Annotated in this window: 23 protein-coding genes; all 23 read left to right on the top strand. The window is 36.6% G+C overall.

All coding sequences use genetic code 11. The annotated features are described in order from the left end of the window. Positions 1-7: 7 nt before the first annotated feature. Positions 8-337 (top strand): hypothetical protein, encoded by a 330-nt coding sequence (locus WMO42_RS03750; protein WP_022501823.1) that lies wholly within the window; start codon positions 8-10, stop codon positions 335-337. Between the two features lie 14 nt (positions 338-351). After that, positions 352-1461, top strand: a complete 1110-nt coding sequence (locus WMO42_RS03745; RefSeq protein WP_349191584.1) for a DUF2953 domain-containing protein — start codon at positions 352-354, stop codon at positions 1459-1461. Positions 1462-1476: 15 nt separating this feature from the next. Next, the gene (locus WMO42_RS03740; protein WP_022501821.1) at positions 1477-1878 is read left to right on the top strand and encodes a GerW family sporulation protein; all 402 of its coding nucleotides are present in this window, start codon (positions 1477-1479) and stop codon (positions 1876-1878) included. A 118-nt stretch (positions 1879-1996) separates the two neighbouring features. Beyond that, complete coding sequence (locus WMO42_RS03735; RefSeq protein WP_022501820.1) at positions 1997-2137, top strand: hypothetical protein; 141 nt, start codon at positions 1997-1999, stop codon at positions 2135-2137. Between the two features lie 107 nt (positions 2138-2244). Beyond that, positions 2245-2430 (top strand): 50S ribosomal protein L28, encoded by a 186-nt coding sequence (rpmB, locus tag WMO42_RS03730; RefSeq protein WP_022205439.1) that lies wholly within the window; start codon positions 2245-2247, stop codon positions 2428-2430. 219 nt (positions 2431-2649) lie between these two features. Then, positions 2650-3009, top strand: a complete 360-nt coding sequence (locus WMO42_RS03725; RefSeq protein ID WP_022501819.1) for an Asp23/Gls24 family envelope stress response protein — start codon at positions 2650-2652, stop codon at positions 3007-3009. A 56-nt stretch (positions 3010-3065) separates the two neighbouring features. Continuing rightward, entirely contained in the window at positions 3066-4766 is a 1701-nt protein-coding gene (locus WMO42_RS03720) for a DAK2 domain-containing protein (protein WP_090140034.1), read from the top strand. 72 nt (positions 4767-4838) lie between these two features. Further along, entirely contained in the window at positions 4839-6893 is a 2055-nt protein-coding gene (gene recG, locus WMO42_RS03715; protein WP_116443426.1) for an ATP-dependent DNA helicase RecG, read from the top strand. Between the two features lie 12 nt (positions 6894-6905). Beyond that, positions 6906-7136, top strand: a complete 231-nt coding sequence (locus WMO42_RS03710) for a hypothetical protein (RefSeq protein WP_022501816.1) — start codon at positions 6906-6908, stop codon at positions 7134-7136. Between the two features lie 79 nt (positions 7137-7215). Then, complete coding sequence (locus WMO42_RS03705) at positions 7216-8574, top strand: sodium-dependent transporter (RefSeq protein WP_090140030.1); 1359 nt, start codon at positions 7216-7218, stop codon at positions 8572-8574. 196 nt (positions 8575-8770) lie between these two features. Next, on the top strand, positions 8771-10267 hold the full coding sequence (gene spoIVA / locus WMO42_RS03700; RefSeq protein WP_022501814.1) for a stage IV sporulation protein A: 1497 nt from the start codon (positions 8771-8773) through the stop codon (positions 10265-10267). A gap of 87 nt (positions 10268-10354) precedes the next feature. Further along, positions 10355-10879: an adenine phosphoribosyltransferase gene (locus WMO42_RS03695; protein ID WP_022501813.1), complete on the top strand. Its 525-nt coding sequence runs from the start codon at positions 10355-10357 to the stop codon at positions 10877-10879. A gap of 94 nt (positions 10880-10973) precedes the next feature. After that, on the top strand, positions 10974-11702 hold the full coding sequence (gene deoD / locus WMO42_RS03690; protein ID WP_349153207.1) for a purine-nucleoside phosphorylase: 729 nt from the start codon (positions 10974-10976) through the stop codon (positions 11700-11702). Further along, positions 11702-13411: a hypothetical protein gene (locus WMO42_RS03685; protein WP_055174669.1), complete on the top strand. Its 1710-nt coding sequence runs from the start codon at positions 11702-11704 to the stop codon at positions 13409-13411. Before deoD ends, WMO42_RS03685 begins: the two co-directional genes overlap by 1 nt. A gap of 70 nt (positions 13412-13481) precedes the next feature. Further along, complete coding sequence (locus tag WMO42_RS03680) at positions 13482-13631, top strand: hypothetical protein (RefSeq protein WP_022501810.1); 150 nt, start codon at positions 13482-13484, stop codon at positions 13629-13631. Beyond that, positions 13597-16272, top strand: coding sequence for an alanine--tRNA ligase (alaS, locus tag WMO42_RS03675; RefSeq protein ID WP_172677778.1), 2676 nt, complete (start codon positions 13597-13599; stop codon positions 16270-16272). Before WMO42_RS03680 ends, alaS begins: the two co-directional genes overlap by 35 nt. A 185-nt stretch (positions 16273-16457) precedes the next feature. Further along, a complete protein-coding gene (gene rpsU, locus WMO42_RS03670) occupies positions 16458-16634 on the top strand; it encodes a 30S ribosomal protein S21 (RefSeq protein ID WP_005539624.1) in 177 nt (58 codons plus the stop codon). 99 nt (positions 16635-16733) lie between these two features. Then, on the top strand, positions 16734-16994 hold the full coding sequence (locus tag WMO42_RS03665) for a YabP/YqfC family sporulation protein (RefSeq protein ID WP_022501807.1): 261 nt from the start codon (positions 16734-16736) through the stop codon (positions 16992-16994). 27 nt (positions 16995-17021) lie between these two features. Beyond that, on the top strand, positions 17022-18218 hold the full coding sequence (locus WMO42_RS03660; RefSeq protein ID WP_349191644.1) for a sporulation protein YqfD: 1197 nt from the start codon (positions 17022-17024) through the stop codon (positions 18216-18218). Between the two features lie 32 nt (positions 18219-18250). Beyond that, positions 18251-19321 carry a PhoH family protein gene (locus WMO42_RS03655; protein ID WP_090140024.1) on the top strand — a complete coding sequence of 357 codons (1071 nt, stop codon included), beginning with the start codon at positions 18251-18253 and terminating at the stop codon, positions 19319-19321. Next, positions 19311-19820: an rRNA maturation RNase YbeY gene (gene ybeY, locus WMO42_RS03650; RefSeq protein ID WP_055306584.1), complete on the top strand. Its 510-nt coding sequence runs from the start codon at positions 19311-19313 to the stop codon at positions 19818-19820. The genes WMO42_RS03655 and ybeY overlap by 11 nt, the downstream gene beginning before the upstream one ends. Positions 19821-19943: 123 nt before the next feature. Then, the gene (gene cdd, locus WMO42_RS03645) at positions 19944-20330 is read left to right on the top strand and encodes a cytidine deaminase (protein WP_055306585.1); all 387 of its coding nucleotides are present in this window, start codon (positions 19944-19946) and stop codon (positions 20328-20330) included. Positions 20331-20414: 84 nt separating this feature from the next. Then, complete coding sequence (locus WMO42_RS03640) at positions 20415-20858, top strand: hypothetical protein (protein WP_349191583.1); 444 nt, start codon at positions 20415-20417, stop codon at positions 20856-20858. The last annotated feature ends 15 nt before the right edge of the window (positions 20859-20873 follow it).

Raw genomic sequence — 20873 nt, 5'->3', positions numbered from 1 at the left:
GAATATTGTGAAGTGGTATAGAAAGCTGTATATTGGTGAGAATGCAAAGAAAGATAAATATAAAGTATTTGGACATATAAGAAAGAACAGATTTTGTGCAGATACATTTTTGATAACACTTGCTTCTAACACTTGCAATATTCTGGATATATATTCGGCTAATATGCTTTTACAACCACATTTTAAGAATAAAAATGTAAACGAAGAAATATATGTAGTTGGACTTGCTAAAGGACGTGATGAGGCACTTAATCTTGTGAGAGATATAATTGATGAAGTGTATAATGCTACAGGTGGATTTGATATAAGAGAATATCTTGGATTTGGCAATAAATAATAATGGGGGCATTAATGGTTCATATTATATTATTAATTCTTAAAATAGCAGGAATAGTGCTTCTATCATTGCTTGGAATATTAATTCTGTTGGTGCTTATGGTTTTATTCGTGCCGGTAAGATATAATATTAGTGCTGATTATCATAGCAGGCTTACGGCAAATATTAAGATAAGCTGGCTTCTTAATGTTCTTAGGCTAAAAGCATCATATGCTAATGACTTATCGGTTAAGGCATATGCTATGTTCTTTAAAATATTCGATAATAATTCGGATAAGGAGAAGAAGCAAAAGAATAAAGAAGGCGATAAGTGCATTGATGATATGTATGTGGCGGACAGCAGTCAGGAAACTGCCGGACAATACGCTGCTGGTAGACAGAATGAAACAAGTGGTACTGGCAATAGTCAGGATACTGCTGTGCAGGTTGAAGCATTAGAAGCTGAAAAAGCCGTTGCTGATAAAAAGATGGTGGCAGATGAAGCTTTAGAAAAGACAGATGAAAAAGCCTCAAGGAGTTCTTCTAAAGAAAGGCTGGAAGAAATTCATAAAAAAGCTGACATAAAGCAACATATAGAAAGCAGAAGTAATTACCAGCATAATGAGGATGATAAACATAATAGGCAGTCAGTCAGCCAGCCTCATAAGAAAAAAGACCTCATTGGCAGGCTGAAAGCAGCACTTAATAGTGTGAAAGATAAGCTTATAAGCATAAAGAGCAAGTTTAAAAAGCTTTTAAAAGCCATTGTGGATAAGAAGAGAAGTGCTTGGCAGAAGATTAATGATTTAAAAGTAATTATTAATGATGAAGAGAATAAAGAACTTGTAAGGCTTATTAAGAAGGAACTTAAAGAACTTATAAGAGAAATAACACCGGTTAAGTATGATGTTAATGTGCGCTATGGTTGTGAAGAACCATATATGACAGGCAGGATATTAGGAGTGATTGCGGTTATATATGGAATTACAGGTGTTCAGTTTAATATAACCCCTGAATTTGAACAGAAAGTGCTGGAAGGGGATATATATATGAAAGGCAGGGTAAGAATATACCGCCTGCTTTTGATAGCTTTAAGAGTATATAAAAACAACAGGTTTAGAAAGCTTGTGTTTAATAAGGGTTAGTAATGGAGGATTAATATGGCAGAGAATAAGAATGATTTTAATGAAACTGTTGCATCGCTTTTTAAGGGTATGGATTCCTTTTTATCAGCTAAGACAGTTGTTGGGGAAGCGGTACACGTTAATGATACAATTATACTTCCATTAGTTGATGTATCGTTTGGTGTTGGGGCCGGTGCATTTGCTGGTGATAAGAAGAATAACGCCGGCGGTGGTATGGGAGGCAAGATGTCTCCAAGTGCTGTTCTTGTTATCCAGAATGGTGCAACTAAGCTTGTTAATATCAAAAATCAGGATACTGTAACTAAGATTTTGGATATGGTTCCAGATGTGGTTGACAGAATAACTGGCAAGTTTGGTGATGTAAAGATGGATGATGATATTGATGAAGCTATCAGTGATGTTACAGATGAAGAATAGATTATAAAAAATGAGTATACAGCATATACATTTACAAAATGGATAATATGTATATCTGCGCCATATGTATTGATAACATCATAAAGATAAGGGCAGTGTACATAAGAAGAGGATTGTTATGTGCAGAATGTTGGGCTTTATTATGTTCTGGATTGCGGTTGGAATGATTATAGGGTTAATCTTTACAGGTAGTATGTTCTGGCATATAGTTATAATAATTGCTCTTATTATTATAGGTTATAATATGTTTTGTCATTAAAATGTAATATTTTTAGTAAAAAGGTGTTGCAAAATGTAATATGTTCTGATACAATAATTTCTGTTGTGGGTAAATTTACCCAATACCGGTAAGGAGGTGTAATTGATATGGCTAAATGTGCAGTTTGCGAAAAAGGTGCTCACTTTGGTAATGCAGTGAGTCATTCTCATAGAAGATCTAATAAGATTTGGAATTCTAACGTTAAGTCTGTTAGAGTTAAGGTTAATGGAGCAACAAAGAAGATGTATGTATGTACTTCTTGCTTACGTTCAGGTAAAGTTGAGCGTGCCTAATGCTATTAATTTTCGAAAATTTATATCAGTACATTAAAGTGAATTGCACAATTTAATAAAATTGCGTAATTCACTTTATTTATTTTAGCTTTGATAGTATAATGAAAATATACTTTATATGTGGGGAAAGTTTGACTGCGCAAAACTTCTTGCAAATATGCTTCATAAGAGGCTTTGCATAGATTCCTTAAAATACAAGTCGCAGTATGGAGGCTAGATATGAATGGAACATTAAACAACAAATTAGGAAAAGTATCCATCTCAAGTGATGTTGTTGCTCAGTATGCTGGTTCAACAGCAGTTGAGTGTTTCGGAATTGTCGGAATGGCGGCAGTAAGTATGAAAGATGGTCTTGTTAAGCTGTTAAAAGGTGATAGTCTTACAAGAGGTATTAAGGTTGAGATAGACAGTGACAATAGAATAGAAGTTGATTTTCACGTTATAGTTTCTTATGGTGTAAGCATTTCAACAGTTGCTGACAACCTTATTGAGAATGTAAAGTACAAAGTATCTGAATTCACAGGCCTTGAAATTAAAAAGATTAACATATATGTTGAAGGCGTTCGTGTTATAGATTAATTGTTTTTATAAAGTAGATTGACGGGCCTTGTTTATGGCAGAATGGAGGAAATAAAGTGGCTACTACTACAATAGATGCAGCACTTGTGCAGAAGATGTTTCTTGCAGGAGCTAAGAATCTTGAATCAAAGAAAGAATGGATTAATGACCTTAACGTATTTCCAGTACCAGATGGTGATACAGGAACTAATATGACTCTTACAATTATGTCAGCGGCGAAAGAGGTAAGTGCAATTGCCAATCCAACAATGGAGAGTCTTTCTAAAGCTATTTCTACAGGTTCATTAAGAGGAGCAAGAGGTAATTCAGGAGTTATTCTTTCTCAGCTTCTTAGAGGTTTTACTAAGGAAATGTCACACGTTAGTGAGATAACTGTTGAGACACTTGCAGTTGCAACACAGAGAGCGACAGAGACAGCTTATAAGGCTGTTATGAAGCCGAAGGAAGGAACAATCCTTACAGTTGCAAAGGGTGTATCTGATAAAGCGGCAGAGGTTGCAGGGAATGTGACAGATTTAGAAGAAGCATTATCAGTGATTATTGATTATGCAGAGGAAGTGCTTGCTAAGACACCAGAGATGTTACCAGTATTAAAGGAAGCTGGAGTAGTAGATTCAGGTGGACAGGGACTTGTAGTTGTTCTTAGGGGAATGTTAGATGCCCTTACTGGAAAGGTTACAGATTTCACAATTACAGAACCTAATGCTGAGTTTAAATCTGGTTCTAGTATGCCTGGAAAAGGTGCTGCCATTGAAGATGTAGATATTAAGTTTGGTTACTGTACAGAATTTATAATTATGCTTGAAAAGTCATTTGATGAAAAGACAGAGGCGGACTTTAAGGCATTTCTTTCATCAATTGGTGATTCAATTGTGTGCGTTAATCTTGATGATATCGTTAAGGTTCATGTTCATACTAACCATCCTGGTCAGGCATTTGAAAAGGGGCTTGAATACGGTCAGCTGACTAAGATGAAGGTTGACAATATGAGAGAAGAACATAACCAGAAGGTTGTGGCGCAGTCAGAGATGCAGTCAGCTATTGCCGCAGATGCTATGAAGAAGCACGAGCAGGAGAAGAAGGAACAGGAACCTAAGAAAGATTTCGGTTTTGTTACAATAGCTGCTGGTGAAGGTATAGCAGAGATATTCAAGGGTCTTGGTGTTGATGAAGTAATACAGGGTGGACAGACAATGAACCCATCAACAGAGGATATTCTTAATGCCGCAGAGAAGATTAATGCAGATACTATATTTGTTCTTCCTAACAATGGCAATATTATTCTTGCTTCTAATCAGGCTGCTTCAATTATTGAGGATAAGAAGATTGTTGTTATTCCAACAAAGACAATTCCTCAGGGAATTACAGCTATGATTAACTTTGAGATGACAAGAAGTGCAGAAGAGAACGAGATGGCTATGCTTGATTCACTTTCAACTGTACAGTCAGGTGAATTAACATATGCTGTAAGAGATACTTCAATTGACGGCAAAGAGATTAAGAAGAATAATTACCTTGGACTTGGTGACAAGGGACTTGCGGCTGTTGGAACAGATATGAATACAACACTTATAGATATGCTTGATACATTTGTGAATGATGACTCAGAACTTATAAGCGTATACTATGGACAGGATATTAAGGAAGATGATGCCAACGAACTTGTATCACAGATAGAAGAGAAGTTTGACGGTGTTGATGTGGAACTTCAGTATGGTGGCCAGCCAGTATACTATTATATAGTATCTGTTGAATAATAATTAAAGATATTAGCCCTTTATTTAATTGATGATGACACGCATATAAGCTGTCAGATATGGAGTAGATGTATGGATATTACTCAATTAAAAGGAGTAGGGGCTGTAACTGCTAACAATCTAAACAGGCTTTCTGTATACACAGTAGAAGATCTCGTAAAGCTGTATCCGAGAGATTACGATGTATATGAAGAGCCTGTTTTTATTAGTTCAATTGATGATGATACAGAGATTGCTGCTATAGAGGGAACGGTAGTTGGAAGCCCTGATATATATGGTAATGGAAGGCTTAAAATGCTGTCTGTTATCATTAAGGATTTAGAAGGCGGTGCGATAAAATGTGTATGGTATAATATGCTATTTTTGAAAGCATCATTAAGAATAGGAACACACTATGTATTCAGGGGAAAAGTGAACCATAAGAAAGACAGTTATATATTAGAACAGCCGCAGATGTATACAATGGCTCGGTACAATGAGGTTAAAGGTCAGCTTATGCCTATATATCCTCTGACGAAAGGATTATCTAACAAGACTGTTGTAAAAGCAGTAACACAGGCACTTGATAAATATAAAATCGGGTTGGAAAAGGAATATATACCTGAATATATAAGGGAAAAGTATAATCTTGCAGAGCATAATTATGCGATGGTTAATATACATTTTCCGCAGAGTATGGATGATTATATTATTGCAAGGCATAGGCTTGCATTTGAGGAATTTTTTCTGTTCGTGCTTGCAACTCTTAATATGAAAGCTTCTAACGAAAGAATACCTAATAGCTATGTTATCCCTGATAATGTAAAGACAAGAGAGTTCATTAACCAGCTTCCGTTTAAGCTTACTCATGCACAGCTAAGAACATGGGAAGAGGTTAAGAATAATATGAGTGGAAAGCATCTTACAAGTCGTCTTATACAGGGAGATGTTGGTTCTGGTAAGACGATTGTCGCTGTGCTTGCACTTATGAATACAGCATTTGCAGGGTATCAGGGGGCAATGATGGTTCCTACAGAGGTACTTGCCAGGCAGCAGTATGAGTCTATAAGAAATATGTTCGCCAATGCCGGTATAGATATTAATGTTGGACTTCTTACAGGTTCTATGACACAATCTGCCAGGAGAAAAGTGTATGATGATATAAAAAATGGTACTATTGATATAGTAGTTGGTACTCACGCACTTATTCAGGAGAAGGTTGAATATAATAATCTGGCACTTGTAATAACAGATGAACAGCACAGATTTGGTGTCAACCAGAGAAAACAGTTGTCAGATAAGGGGAACAATCCGCATATAATTGTGATGAGTGCAACACCAATTCCAAGAACTCTTGCGATTATATTATATGGCGATTTGGATATATCTATTATAGATGAAATGCCATCAGACCGACTTGCAATAAAGAATTGTGTTGTGGATGATTCATACAGGCCAAAGGCATACGCATTTATTAAAAAGCAGGTCAGCGAGGGCAGACAGTGCTATGTAATATGTCCTATGGTTGAGGATAGCGAGAATATTGAAGCGGAAAATGTAATAGATTACACGGATAAGTTAAGAGCTGAACTTAAAGGCGTGCGAATTGAGTATCTTCACGGTAAAATGCGTCCAGTCGATAAGAATGAGATTATGGAAAGATTTGCCAGCGGAATGATAGATGTGCTTGTATCTACGACAGTTATTGAGGTTGGGGTAAATGTTCCTAACAGCACGGTTATGATGGTTGAAAATGCTGAAAGATTCGGACTTGCACAGCTTCATCAGTTAAGAGGACGTGTCGGAAGAGGAAAGTACCAGTCGTATTGTATATTTGTTACTGGCAATAAATCCAAGAAGATAAAGGACAGGCTGGATATACTGCAATATTCCAATGATGGTTTTAAGATAGCAGAGGAAGATTTGAAACAGCGTGGTCCGGGAGATTTCTTTGGGGTACGACAGAGTGGTGATTTTGATTTCGGAATAGCAGACGTATTCACAGATGCCAAGACTTTAAAAGAAGCCTCAGATGCGGCTAAAGAGATGATGGATAGCGGCTTTGACATAGAGGATGGCGCTAACACATATCTTAAGGAAAAGGTTGATGACTATACGAGAAAATGTCTGGAGAAAATCAATTTATAAAGGAGACTGGTTATGAGACAGATGGAATTTACAATGAGCAGGCCTAATCTTGTTAAGCAGGGTGATGAGGTTGAGATAACTGAGGGAAAGCTTCCAAGCAGTTATTATTATACTATTGAGCCAGCAGTTGCTATGTCAGGCAATTACTCAACTCCTGACAGGCTTAAGTCAAGACATGGAGTTGTTAAAGAAGTCGGAGAGACAAGCAGAGGATATTATGTGCTTGCGGAATTTGAAGATTGAAAATATATTAATAATATGTATAATTAAATATTGAATATTAAACATTAAATGATTTATAAGGAAAGGTTTGGAATAACTAATGGAAAAGAAGAAAAGGGGCAGTTTCACGGGAGAAATAGGATTTGTACTTGCGGCTGCGGGAAGTGCTGTTGGACTGGGTAATCTGTGGAGATTTCCGTATCTTGCGGCACAATATGGCGGAGGAATATTTATTCTTGTATACATTATACTTGCACTTACATTTGGCTTTACTCTTATGACAACAGAGATTGCTATAGGAAGAAAGACAAAGTTAAGTCCGACAAGGGCGTATAAAGAGGTTGATTCTAAGTTTGGATTTATTGGGCCGATTGCATTTATAATACCGGTTATCATTCTGCCATATTACTGTGTAATAGGAGGATGGGTTACAAAATATGTCACAGTATTTGCGGCAGGACAGAATATAGCTGCTGCCGAAGACTCATTTTTTGGTAACTTTATTGGAAGGGAATATGCACCACTTATATTTTTTATTATATTCCTTGGGCTTACATCACTTATTGTAATATCAGGTGTAGAAAAAGGAATTGAGAAGGTGAGCAGTTATCTTATGCCAGCACTAATTGTGCTTGCCGTTATAATATGTATATATGTAATTACAATTCCAGGTTCATCAGCAGGAATTAAATATTATCTTCTGCCGGATTTCTCTAAATTCTCATTTAAGACGGTGTGTGCAGCTATGGGACAGATGTTCTATTCAATGAGTCTTGCAATGGGAATTATGATAACTTATGGTTCATATACTAAAGATGAGGTGAGCATTGTAAAATCTGTCAACCAGATAGAGATATTTGATACAGGAATTGCCATTCTTGCAGGAATGATGGTTGTTCCGGCAGTGTATATATTCAGCGGTGAAGCTGGAACATCACAGAGTGGTGCAGGACTTATGTTTGTAACGCTTCCTAAGGTATTCACACAGATGACTGCTGGAAGATTTATAGGCGGATTGTTTTTTGTGCTTGTGTTTTTTGCGGCACTTACAAGTTCGGTATCCGTTATGGAAGCAATAGTTTCAATGCTTATAGACAGATTTCATATAAGCAGAATTAAAGCGTGCCTTGGTGTTATTATATTCTCGGTTGCCCTTGGAATACCTTGTTCACTTGGTAATGGGGTATGGTCACACATTACAATACTTGGAATGGATTTTCTTACATTCTTCGATTTTATAAGCAACAGTCTTCTGCTTCCTATAGTAGCCTTCTTTACCTGCCTTATGATAGGCTGGTCAACGGGTGCTGACTATATTATTGGAGAAGCTACCAAGAATGGAGAAGCTTTTAAGCGTGAGAAAATATACCGCGTTATGATTAAGTATATAGCACCGGTATTATTGCTTATTATTCTTGTGTTCTACACATTGGCACAGTTTAATATAATTAAATTCTAATTCGTCACAGAATATGTATTTTTAATTCGTTACAGGTTATGCGATGAATATAATTACAGGGTTATGTGATTAATATGTATGTCAGATGAAAGCTGTACATTTTCTGCCACGCAGGCAGGAATTGAGGTGTTCGTCTGGCATATTTTTTTATTGAAGGGAATATACATTTATATGCGTATATATGGAGGTTAGATATATGGATGGAAAAGAGCTTGTATCAGGTGCAGCGTATGATGTATATATGGATATTAAGAAAAGAACCAATGGAGAAATATATTTTGGTGTTGTAGGACCTGTAAGAACCGGTAAGTCAACTTTTATCAAAAGATTTATGGAATTGTGTGTCCTTCCTTCTATGAAAGATGATAATAAAAGAAAGAGGGCACAGGACGAACTCCCACAGTCGTCAGGTGGAACTACAGTTATGACAGTTGAGCCTAAATTTATTCCGAGTGAAGCAGCACTTATAAGTCCATTTGAGGGAATTAATATGAAGGTAAGGCTTGTTGATTGTGTCGGATTTATGGTTGAAGGGGCTAATGGGCATCTTGATAATGGAAAAGAGAGAATGGTTAAGACGCCGTGGGACACTAAGGAAATAGCGTTTTCCAAGGCGGCAGAGATTGGGACTAAGAAAGTGATAAATGACCATTCAACAATAGGGATTGTTGTGACAACAGACGGTTCTTTTACAGAAATTGACAGAACAAATTATGTGGCGGCAGAAAAAAAGACAATTAATGAATTAAAAAAGATAAATAAGCCGTTCGTTGTAATATTAAACAGTGATAAGCCTTATGCTGCAAAGACCAAAGAACTTGCTGTTAATATGTCGGCTGATTATGAAGTTCCTGTTATTCCTGTTAATTGTGACCAGTTAAAGAATGAAGATGTTAATAATATTCTTAAAGAGGTGCTTAAGCAGTTTGCAGTGACACAGATTGACTTTTTTGCACCTGAATGGACACAGGTGCTTCCTGATGAGCATTGGCTCAAAAAAGAGCTTATGCAGGTGGCTGGAGAGGTGTTAGAAGGCATTAATACAATAAAAGATGCTGATAATTATAAATATAGTGCAGATAATGAATACATAAAGAAGCTTGATGTTACAGATGTGTCACTTTCGGAGGGAAGGGTGAGTGTGAAGATGTCTGTAGATGCTAATATTTATTATGGCATTTTAAGCGAGCTTACCGGAACTAAGATATTAAATGAATATGAGCTTATAAGTACAATAAGAGATCTGGCGTTAAGAAAGAAGGAATATGAAAGTGTATCTGATGCGGTAACTGATGTTAATATGTCTGGCTTCGGTGTTGTAACGCCTGTAAGAAGTGCAATAGAATTAGAAGAACCAGTTGTTATAAAAAATGGTAACAAATATGGCGTTAAGATTAAGGCTAAAGTTCCGTCAGTGAATATGTTAAAGACACAGATTAATGTTGAGATTGCACCTATAGTCGGAACTAAAAACCAGGCAGAGGATCTGATTAATTATATTAAAGATAATACAAAGGATAATCCGGACGGCATATGGGATACTAATATATTTGGAAAGACGATAGAACAGATTGTTAATGATGGGATATACGAAAAGACACATAATATAACTAAAGATAATATGGATAAGATTGGGGAGACTATAGAAAAGGTTATGAATGAGAATTCGGGACTTGTCTGCCTGATTGTGTAGCTGAGTGCTTGATTGTAAGAGAGAATTCTGATAAAATTAGTTGTAATTAATGTACTTTGCACAATAAAAGGCAAATAGGAGGACAATATGAAAAAGGTTGAAGATTATGTAAGAAGTATTCCAGATTTTCCAGAGAAAGGAATTATATTCAGGGATATAACAACAGTAATCCAGAGTCCAGAGGGATTAAAGCTTGCTATAGATGGAATTAATGAAAAGCTTAAAGGTGTTGATTATGATGTTGTAGTTGGACCAGAATCAAGAGGATTTATATTCGGAGTTCCAGTTGCATATGCTAATGGCAAAGGCTTTGTTCCTGTAAGAAAGAAAGGTAAGCTTCCTTGTGAAACTATTTCACAGGATTATGAGCTTGAATATGGCACAGCAACTATCGAGATGCATAAGGATGCCATAGTACCGGGACAGAAGGTTGTTATTGTAGATGACTTAATCGCAACAGGTGGAACAACAGAAGCTATTATCAAGCTTATTGAACAGCTTGGTGGTGAAGTTGTAAAGATTATATTCCTTATTGAGCTTGAGGGGCTTAAGGGCAGGGAAAAGCTTAGCGGATATGATGTTGACGCAGTTATAAAGTACGCTGGAAAGTAAAATAATAATGAGGGCTGTATGTTTGCTTCAGAGTGCCTTAGTGGGATTTTCTGACAGGATGCAGCCTTTGTTTGGATATGGAAGGGGTGATGTTATGCCAACACCACATAACACAGCGAATACAGGTGATATAGCTAAGACAGTTATAATGCCGGGTGATCCTTTAAGGGCGAAGTATATAGCTGATACTTATCTTGATAATGTAGTCAGGTTTAACAATGTAAGAAATATATATGGTTATACAGGTGTATACAGGGATGTTGATATATCCGTTATGGCTAGTGGCATGGGTATGCCTTCTATGGGCATATACAGCTACGAGTTATTTAAGTACTATGATGTCGATAATATTATAAGAATAGGGTCGGCAGGAAGTATATCTGACAAGGTTGACTTAAGGGATATTGTGTTAGCTATCGGTACAAGTACTGACTCTAACTATGCTAAGCAGTATAATCTTCCTGGAACATATGCACCTGTGGCAGATTTCGGGCTTTTAAACTGTGCATATGAGCAGTCGAAGCTTTATGGTATTGCTGCTGAGGTTGGGAATGTCGTATCAACAGATGTTTTTTATAATGATAATCCAGAATATAATAAGGCGTGGAGTAATATGGGTGTGCTTGCTGTTGAAATGGAATCAGCGGCACTTTATATGAATGCCGCCCGCCTTTCAAAGAATGCTCTTGCTATGTTTACTATAAGTGATAATCTTATGAATGGACAGTCATTATCGGTTGAGGAAAGACAGGAGGGCTTTGATGATATGATAAAGCTTTCACTTGAAACTGCAAGATTGTATAATATCGGGGGAGGCGTATAATGGACAAGTCGGGTTATACAGATATGACAAGTATACAGATACTTGTATTTTTTGCACTTGTTATTATTATTGCTGTATATGTCACAGTTACGAATAATAGAAGAAAGCAGAATTTAATTATTAAAAAGCTGAAAAATGGCTGGGGAAAACCGTCACAAAGAAAGTATTCCGGTGAAGATTATGAGTGCATATCACATTACTTTAAAAGAAATGAAGATGAGAACTCTATAGATGATATAACATGGAATGATCTTGGTATGGATGCGGTATTTTGTATGATGAATAATACGAATTCATCTGCAGGACAGGAATATCTATATAAGATGTTAAGATGTCCCAATGCGGATATCCAGTCGCTTAAAAAGCTTGATAAGCTTGCCTCTGACTTTGATAAAAATGCTGCTAAAAGACTTGACATACAGAAAATATTTGTATGGATAGGACGTGCAAAGCATATATCAATAAGTGATTACTGCGATGTTGTGGTAGGACTTGAGAAAAAAAGCAACGTTCTTCATTATGCTTCAATGCTTTTTATTCTTGCAGCAGTTATATTTACCTGCACCATAAGCCCGGTGCTTGGAATATGGCTTTGTATCGCAGCTATCGCATTTTCGATAATAACGTATTATAAATATAAGGCTGCTGTTGATAGGTACTTCATATGTGTTAATCATATTGTGAAACTGCTTATGGGTGCGAAAAAGATAACAGCACTTAATATTGATTTTCTTGGTGAGTATAACGATAAGTTAAAGAATATATCAGAGGAGCTTTCAGATATAACAAAGAGGTCATGGCTTCTTGAAACGGGTAATGTTGATGGTTCTATAGCCGAGATTTTGCTTGATTACCTAAGAATGTTGACACACGTTGACCTTATAAAGTTTAATAATCTTATAAAGCTTTTTAATGATAAAGAAGATTATATATATGAGCTTATAGATACACTTGGTTTTATAGAGGCATCCATATCAGTTGCTTCATTCAGATGTATGCTTGGCAGCTGGTGCGTTCCTGAGTTCAGGAAGGATAATGATATGCAGCTTGAAGTAAGAAATGTATATCATCCGCTTATAACAAAGCCTGTAGCCAACTCTATAAATACTAAGCATAATGTACTTCTGACAGGATCTAACGCTTCTGGAAAATCGACATTTCTTAAGACAATCGCGATTAATGCACTTTTGTCACAGACAATATATACGAGTGTGTCGGAATACTACAGAGCACCTGTATACAGAATATATTCGTCAATGGCATTAAGAGATGACCTTAGCAGCTCCAACAGCTATTATATAGTGGAAATTAAGTCACTTAAGAGGATGTTGGATGCGGCTTCTAAAGAGGGACATCCTGTTCTTATGTTTGTTGATGAGGTGCTTCGTGGAACTAACACGGTTGAGCGTATTGCGGCATCATCAGAGATACTAAAGAGCATAAGGACTGATAAAGCACTTGTGTTTGCGGCAACACACGATGTAGAGCTTACATCACTTCTTAGAGGAAAATATGATAATTATCATTTTCAGGAGGAGGTTACAGATGATGAGGTTGTATTTGATTTCAAGCTGTATACAGGACCTGCAACCACAAGAAATGCAATAAAGCTGTTAAAGACTATAGGTTATGACAGCACTATTATTAATGCGGCTGAGAGAAGTGCGGGCTATTTTCTTAATAATGGAAAGTGGAATGTTGAAAATTGATATGAGCTATGGTAAAATACTATGTTGTTTATAGCTGCTGCAAAGCCGGCAGTAGCAGAAAGGAAGGCTTATGGTAGGATTAACATTAGTTTCGGAATTAATATTTGAAGCGGTAAAGTTTGTAGTTATGCTTGGACTTTTAGTTCTTGCAGTATTTGCCGGTGGTAAGATTAGAAAAGGATTAGATGCTAAAAAGGCAGCTAAACAGGAGGAAGAATAAAGTGCAGTACAGAGGCGTTAACGAATTAAGAAGATTATATCTTGACTTTTTTGAGAGCAAGGGACATTTAAAGATGAAGAGTTTCTCACTTGTTCCACATAATGATAACAGTCTGCTTATCATTAATTCAGGTATGGCTCCATTAAAGCCATATTTTACAGGTCAGGAAATCCCACCAAGAAGAAGAGTGACTACTTGTCAGAAGTGTATCCGTACAGGTGATATTGAAAATGTTGGTAAGACAGCAAGACACGGTACATTCTTTGAAATGCTTGGTAACTTCTCTTTTGGCGATTATTTTAAGACAGAAGCTATTCATTGGTCTTGGGAGTTCCTTACAGAAGTTGTAGGACTTGATGCCAATAGATTATATCCATCAATATATGAGGAGGATGATGAAGCTTTTGAAATCTGGAATAAACAGATAGGTATTGCACCTGAGAGAATATTCAGATTTGGTAAGGAAGATAATTTCTGGGAACACGGTGCTGGACCTTGCGGTCCATGTTCTGAGATTTATTATGATCGTGGCGAAAAGTATGGTTGCGGAAAGCCAGGCTGTACGGTAGGCTGTGACTGTGACAGATATATGGAAGTATGGAATAACGTATTCTCACAGTTCAATAATGATGGTAAGGGTAACTATACAGACCTTATCCAGAAGAATATTGATACAGGTATGGGTCTCGAAAGACTTGCAGTTGTTGTTCAGGACGTTGACTCTATATTTGATGTTGATACATTACAGGCACTCCGTAATAAGGTATGCGAGATGGCTGGTGTTAAGTATAAGGAAGATGAGAAGCAGGATGTATCTATCCGTGTTATCACAGATCATATACGTTCAGTAACATTTATGGTAAGTGATGGTATTATGCCATCTAATGAAGGCAGAGGCTATGTACTTAGAAGACTTTTAAGAAGAGCGGCAAGACATGGAAGACTTTTAGGGATAGAAGGAAAGTTCTTATCAAAGCTCTGCGAAACAGTTATAGAAGGTTCTAAGGACGGATATCCAGAACTTGAAGAAAAGAAGGAATTCATTACTAAAGTTATATCTGAGGAAGAGGATAAGTTCAATAAGACTATTGACCAGGGATTAAGTATTCTTTCAGATATGGAAAAGGAACTTCAGGAGAAGAACCAGAGCGTTCTTTCTGGGGAAGATGCTTTCAAGCTTTATGATACTTATGGTTTCCCTATTGATCTTACTAAGGAAATCTTAGAAGAAAAGAACATAACTATTGATGAAGACGGCTTCATTAAATGTATGAATGAGCAGCGTGAGAAAGCACGTAAGGCTCGTAAGACAACTAACTATATGGGTGCTGATGCAACTGTATATGATAAGATTGATCCAGCTATCACAAGTGAATTCGTTGGATATGACAAGCTGTCTAATGATTCCAAGGTAACAGTTCTTACAACAGAAGAAGATGTTGTAGAAGCTCTTTCAGAAGGAGATAAGGGAACAGTTATCGTTGATCAGACAGTATTCTATGCAACAATGGGTGGTCAGGAAGGTGATAAAGGTTATATCACAACTTCTGAGGGCGAATTTAAGGTTGATACAACAATCAAGCTTAAAGGCGGCAAGATTGGCCACGTTGGAACTATGACAAAGGGTATGCTCAAAGCTGGCGATACAGTTACTCTTACTGTAGATTCAGAATACAGAGCAGATACATGCAAGAATCATAGTGCAACACACCTTTTACAGAAAGCATTAAGAACTGTACTTGGTAACCATGTTGAACAGAAGGGTTCTTATGTAGATCCTGAAAGATTAAGATTTGACTTTACACATTTCCAGAGTATGACAGAAGAGGAGATTAAGAAGGTCGAAGATATTGTCAATGAAAAGATTGCTGAGGCAATTCCAGTAGAGACAAAGATTATGACAATCGAAGAAGCTAAGAACACAGGTGCTATGGCACTTTTTGGTGAAAAGTATGGTGAGAAGGTAAGAGTTGTATGTATGGGTGACTTCTCTAAGGAGTTCTGTGGTGGTACACATGTTGCCAATACAGCTAACATCAGACTTTTTAAGATTGTATCTGAGTCAGGTGTTGCTGCAGGAGTAAGAAGAATAGAAGCTCTTACGGATAAGGGAGTTCTTAAGTTCTTTAATAACCTTGAAACTCTTGTAAAAGAAGCTTCAATAGCAGCTAAGGCAGAGAGCACACAGCTTGTAAGAAGAATTCATACAATGAATGATGAGATTAAGGCACTTATATCTGAGAATGATAAGCTTAAGGCAGAGCTTGCTAATAATGCTTTAGGTGATGTGACAGATAATGTTGTTGATGTTAAGGGTGTTAAGCTTCTTGCAACTAAGGTAGATAATGTTGATATGAATGAACTTAGAAACCTTGGCGATAAGTTAAAGGGAGAGATTGGTTCAGGTGTTGTACTTGTTGTAAGTGCACTTGCGGCTGATAAGGTTAATATGATAGCGATGGCTACAGATGATGTTGTTGCTAAGGGTGCTCATGCTGGTAATCTTATTAAGTCTGTTGCTTCACTTGTTGGTGGCGGCGGTGGCGGACGTCCTAATATGGCTCAGGCTGGTGGTAAGAATGCTTCTGGTATTGATGAGCTATTAAAGAAGGCACCAGAAGTGCTTGCAGAACAGCTTTAATTATAATAGTAATAATAACCACTATGATATTGGTTATTATATTAATTTAACAAATTGTGCTAAAATCGTAAAATTTCTGTTGACTTAGGTGATTTCTGTGATATAATATCTGTTGTGCGATTAGGTAAAACCCTATATGTATTGCCCAGCACAATTACGCAACAGAAGGGTGGTCAGGAAAAGGTATGTCAAATGTCATCGTTAAAGAAAACGAGTCTTTAGATAGCGCATTACGCAGATTCAAGAGAAACTGCGCAAAGGCAGGCATTCAGCAGGAAATTCGTAAAAGAGAACATTACGAAAAGCCAAGCGTAAGACGCAAGAAGAAGTCAGAAGCTGCTAGAAAACGTAAGTTCAATTAATTTGATAGCGAAATATTTAATCCCGGTGTATTTTAGAATACATCGGGATTTTTTTGCATATTTTATATATAAGCGTAAGTTGTTATGCTGGGGTAAGATATGGGAAAGTTTAGGTGTGCGAAAGATGTGCGTTCGGTTGTTATGCCGCAGTCTGTTACTATGCCGATTCTTACAGTTATTGGCAATAAGGAAATGTATATAGAGAATTTTAAATCAATAATGGAGTATGAATGTGATAGTGTCAAAGTCATTACAAGGCGTGGAATTGTACACGTTAAGGGAAGTGACCTTGATATAGGATATCTGGATATGGATGAAATATCCATAAAAGGGAGGATTAAAGAGATTACATTTGAGTAATATGGTTAATGGGGTGCTGTGTATAATATGAAACTGGGTATTAAAGATGGATTGAAGCATATTTTTTATATTGAACTGGAAATAAGCGGGGATGGTATAAATACATTTTTTAATATGTGCAGAAAAAAAGATATAATATTTTTTGATGTACAGTATATTAAAGCTGGCAATAATGCTGTGCGTGCCAGGATAGCAAGAAATGATTTCTTTATGATAAAAAATCTTGTTAAGGCGGCAAGGGTGCATATTAAAGTTATCAAAAAGGCTTATCCAAGATATTACATATTTAGATACAGACAGCATTATTCGTTTGCCTACGGGGTGCTTATTGCATTTGTTATAATAAAGCTTCTGGGAATGTTCGTATGGAAAGTGAATTTTAATGGTAATTATGTATACACAGATGAGTATTTGAAAAGTTATATAAAGGATATGAAAGTTTATAATGGAAATATGCTTAAAAATATTGACTGTGCGTATATTGAAGAGTGCATAAGAAATGATCTTGATGTTACATGGGCGAGTGTTGAGATAAAAGGCTCAATGGTTAATGTATACATAAAAGAAAATTATTCTATGAATAAAGAAGCAGTGAAGTCTGTGTATAATGACGGTGAAGATATAGTAAGCAGTTGTCAGGGTGTTGTTAAGAAGATAATTACAAGAAGTGGTACACCACTAGTAGCCTGCGGTGATGAGGTTCAGGAGGGGCAGGTGTTAGTATCTGGCAGGGTGGCTGTTACTGATGACTCAGGAACGGAGCTGTATCAGGTAGATGTATGTCCTGATGCAGACATTTTAGTTCATACAGTAATTGCTTATGATGATATACTGGAAAGAGAATACGGATACAGACAGTATACCAAGAGGAGATATTCTTCGTTAATTATAGAAAATAACAGCGGCTTAATTAAGCTGACCAAGCCGCACAGGCGGATAGAGCAGTATGATATAATAACGCAGAAATATCCATTGATTGTTGCAGGAGGGATAGATACTGGAATTGTTATTGGGGTAGAGAACAGAAAAGAATATAAAGTTATGAATGACAGGTATAATGATGTCCAGTTAGAAGATATTCTTAATGAAAGATTACAGATGTATATTTCACATATGGAACAAAAAGGAGTGCAAATAATGGATTGTCGTGTTAATATAGATACAACTGATGACAGAGGAAGCTGTACTGGAGAATTGGAAGTACTTCTTCCGGTTACTAATTGATATACATATTAATAGAAAGAGGATTAATATTAATGAGTGAAGTAGAAGTTGTTATTGATATGCCAGCAGAATACAGCAGTATGGTGTTTGGACAGTTTGATGAATATGCCAAGGCAATAGAGAGTAATCTTAATATAGAATTAATAGCAAGGGACGGAGTTGTAAAGATAATAGGAGCAGAAGCTAATGTTATAAGGGCAAGAGGCGTGCTTGATAATCTTATAGAGCTTGCAAGAAGAGGTAACCAGATAAGTAGACAGAGTGTTGATTATGCAATATCGTTATCATTTGATGATAAGCAGGATACTATGTTAGAGATAGACTCCGATACAGTATGCAGGACTATAGCAGGAAAGCCAATTAAGCCAAAGACATTAGGCCAGAAGAATTATGTAGACCAGATAAGGGATAAAATGATTGTATTTGGAATAGGTCCTGCTGGTACAGGAAAGACATATCTTGCAATGGCAATGGCTATTCAGGCATTTAAGTCTAATGAGGTTAATAAGATAATTCTTACAAGACCAGCGATAGAGGCAGGAGAAAAGCTTGGATTTCTTCCGGGTGATTTACAGAGCAAGGTAGACCCATATCTTCGCCCTTTATATGATGCACTTTTTCAGATTATGGGTGCAGAAAGCTTTAATGCTAATATGGAAAAGGGACTTATAGAGGTAGCACCGCTTGCATATATGCGAGGAAGAACTCTTGATAATGCGTTTATAATATTAGATGAAGCACAGAATACAACGCCTGCACAGATGAAAATGTTCCTTACAAGAATAGGTTTCGGTTCTAAGGTAGTAGTTACTGGAGACCAGACACAAAAGGATCTTCCAAGAGATGTAACATCTGGTCTGGACGTTGCTATGAAGGTGCTTTCAAAGGTTGATGAGATAGGTTTTGTAAAGCTTACTAACCACGATGTAGTAAGACACCCTCTTGTACAGAAGATTGTAAAAGCTTATGAGGAATATGAGAACAGACAGAACAAGAAAGAATTTGACAGGCGGAATAGGAAAGAATCTGATGGCAGGTCAAAAAAGAATTACGACAGCAGACAGGGTAAGAAAGAGAAAGGAACAAGAAAGAATGACAATTAATATAGAATATGAAACAGATAAAAAGTTAGATTTAGATTATGAGAAGATAATTAATGAGGTTGTTAATGAGGCAGCTGCATATGAGAAATGTCCATATGAGATAGAGGTTAATGTCACATTGACGGATAATGAGGCGATACATCAGATTAACAAAGAGTTCAGGGAAGTTGATGCACCTACAGATGTTCTCTCATTTCCTATGATTAATTATGAAGCACCATCTGATTTTGAGTCACTTGAAGACGAATTTGAGAATAACACAGAGGACTATTTTAATCCGGATACAGGTGAACTTATGCTTGGTGATATAGTTGTATCAGTAGAGAAGGTGGCTGAACAGGCTGAAAAATATGGACACAGTGAAGTGAGAGAACTTGCATTCTTAGTTGCACATAGTATGATGCACCTTTTTGGATATGACCATATGACAGAAGAAGAAAGCAAGGTTATGGAAGCTAAGCAGAGAGAAGTCCTTGATAATATAGGAATTACAAGATAATTATATTGGATATATTACAATTATAAGAATGATAATATTGTAGTTAACTATAAAATGACAACATTGAGGTTATATATTGCAGTTATAAGAATATAGAAATCGCGGGTGAGAGGTATAGGTATAATGGAATACACAGATAGAGAGCTTTTAGATAAAGCAAAAGAGGCAATGGTTTATTCGTATTCACCTTATTCAAGGTTTAAGGTCGGGGCTTGCGTACTTACAAAGGACGGACATATTTATACAGGCTGTAATATAGAGAATTCAAGCTTTGGTGCGACTAACTGTGCAGAAAGGACAGCAATATTCAAGGCTGTAAGTGAGGGTAGAAAAGAATTCGCTAAGATTGCCATAGTGTCATCTTCAGGTTTAAAGACGTATCCGTGTGGAATATGCAGGCAGGTTATGAGTGAATTCTTTAAGGGTAATGAGCAGATAATTCTTGAAAATGCTGGAGAGATAATTAAATATACTATTGATTATTTACTGCCTGATAGTTTTAAATTGTAATAAATAGTAAAATGAAATGTATAAAATATAACATTTTGCAAATAATTACCATATAAATTCATATTGCAAGGAAGGTGCAAAAGAATGGAAAATGGTATATTTAATAGAAGAAATGTTATATCAATATGTGTTGTGGCGGCTGTAATTGTAATATTAACAATAGTATTTCTGTCACGCAGCAATACAGGCTATGAGCATATAGATGACATACAGAAGGACAGAGTTAAGTATGAAGATATGCAGAATAAAAGAGCTGGCACAGAACAGGTGACGTCCCAGCAGACAGCAGGGGTATCACAGCAGAATAAGACATATACGGATAATTATCTGTTGCAGTTACAGGACGGACAGGCTGTAATATACAGGGGTGTATTGAAGAATTCGGACATTGAATATGAATTCTACGATTATGCCCAGATTGATATTGAACTGCTGCCAGAAAGCATAAAGAAAGAATGTACAGACGGGCTTGGTTTAAATGGAGAACAGCAGCTGTATGATTTTATACAGGCATACAGCATAGAATAACAGTAATAAGGATAG

The sequence above is a fragment of the Lachnospira sp. CLA-JM-H23 genome (assembly GCF_040096425.1).
GTDB classification, from domain to species: Bacteria; Bacillota; Clostridia; order Lachnospirales; family Lachnospiraceae; genus Lachnospira; species Lachnospira rogosae.
This window is presented reverse-complemented; position numbering and strand designations above follow the sequence as displayed.

Bases quoted from the DNA above. Each gene is read 5' to 3' on its own strand.
- WMO42_RS03745 (WP_349191584.1), top strand. From the start codon at position 352: ATGGTTCATATTATATTATTAATTCTTAAAATAGCAGGAATAGTGCTT.
- WMO42_RS03740 (WP_022501821.1), top strand. From the start codon at position 1,477: ATGGCAGAGAATAAGAATGATTTTAATGAAACTGTTGCATCGCTTTTT.
- WMO42_RS03735 (WP_022501820.1), top strand. From the start codon at position 1,997: ATGTGCAGAATGTTGGGCTTTATTATGTTCTGGATTGCGGTTGGAATG.
- rpmB (WP_022205439.1), top strand. From the start codon at position 2,245: ATGGCTAAATGTGCAGTTTGCGAAAAAGGTGCTCACTTTGGTAATGCA.
- WMO42_RS03725 (WP_022501819.1), top strand. From the start codon at position 2,650: ATGAATGGAACATTAAACAACAAATTAGGAAAAGTATCCATCTCAAGT.
- recG (WP_116443426.1), top strand. From the start codon at position 4,839: ATGGATATTACTCAATTAAAAGGAGTAGGGGCTGTAACTGCTAACAAT.
- WMO42_RS03710 (WP_022501816.1), top strand. From the start codon at position 6,906: ATGAGACAGATGGAATTTACAATGAGCAGGCCTAATCTTGTTAAGCAG.
- WMO42_RS03705 (WP_090140030.1), top strand. From the start codon at position 7,216: ATGGAAAAGAAGAAAAGGGGCAGTTTCACGGGAGAAATAGGATTTGTA.
- spoIVA (WP_022501814.1), top strand. From the start codon at position 8,771: ATGGATGGAAAAGAGCTTGTATCAGGTGCAGCGTATGATGTATATATG.
- WMO42_RS03695 (WP_022501813.1), top strand. From the start codon at position 10,355: ATGAAAAAGGTTGAAGATTATGTAAGAAGTATTCCAGATTTTCCAGAG.
- deoD (WP_349153207.1), top strand. From the start codon at position 10,974: ATGCCAACACCACATAACACAGCGAATACAGGTGATATAGCTAAGACA.
- WMO42_RS03685 (WP_055174669.1), top strand. From the start codon at position 11,702: ATGGACAAGTCGGGTTATACAGATATGACAAGTATACAGATACTTGTA.
- WMO42_RS03680 (WP_022501810.1), top strand. From the start codon at position 13,482: ATGGTAGGATTAACATTAGTTTCGGAATTAATATTTGAAGCGGTAAAG.
- alaS (WP_172677778.1), top strand. From the start codon at position 13,597: ATGCTAAAAAGGCAGCTAAACAGGAGGAAGAATAAAGTGCAGTACAGA.
- rpsU (WP_005539624.1), top strand. From the start codon at position 16,458: ATGTCAAATGTCATCGTTAAAGAAAACGAGTCTTTAGATAGCGCATTA.
- WMO42_RS03665 (WP_022501807.1), top strand. From the start codon at position 16,734: ATGGGAAAGTTTAGGTGTGCGAAAGATGTGCGTTCGGTTGTTATGCCG.
- WMO42_RS03660 (WP_349191644.1), top strand. From the start codon at position 17,022: ATGAAACTGGGTATTAAAGATGGATTGAAGCATATTTTTTATATTGAA.
- WMO42_RS03655 (WP_090140024.1), top strand. From the start codon at position 18,251: ATGAGTGAAGTAGAAGTTGTTATTGATATGCCAGCAGAATACAGCAGT.
- ybeY (WP_055306584.1), top strand. From the start codon at position 19,311: ATGACAATTAATATAGAATATGAAACAGATAAAAAGTTAGATTTAGAT.
- cdd (WP_055306585.1), top strand. From the start codon at position 19,944: ATGGAATACACAGATAGAGAGCTTTTAGATAAAGCAAAAGAGGCAATG.
- WMO42_RS03640 (WP_349191583.1), top strand. From the start codon at position 20,415: ATGGAAAATGGTATATTTAATAGAAGAAATGTTATATCAATATGTGTT.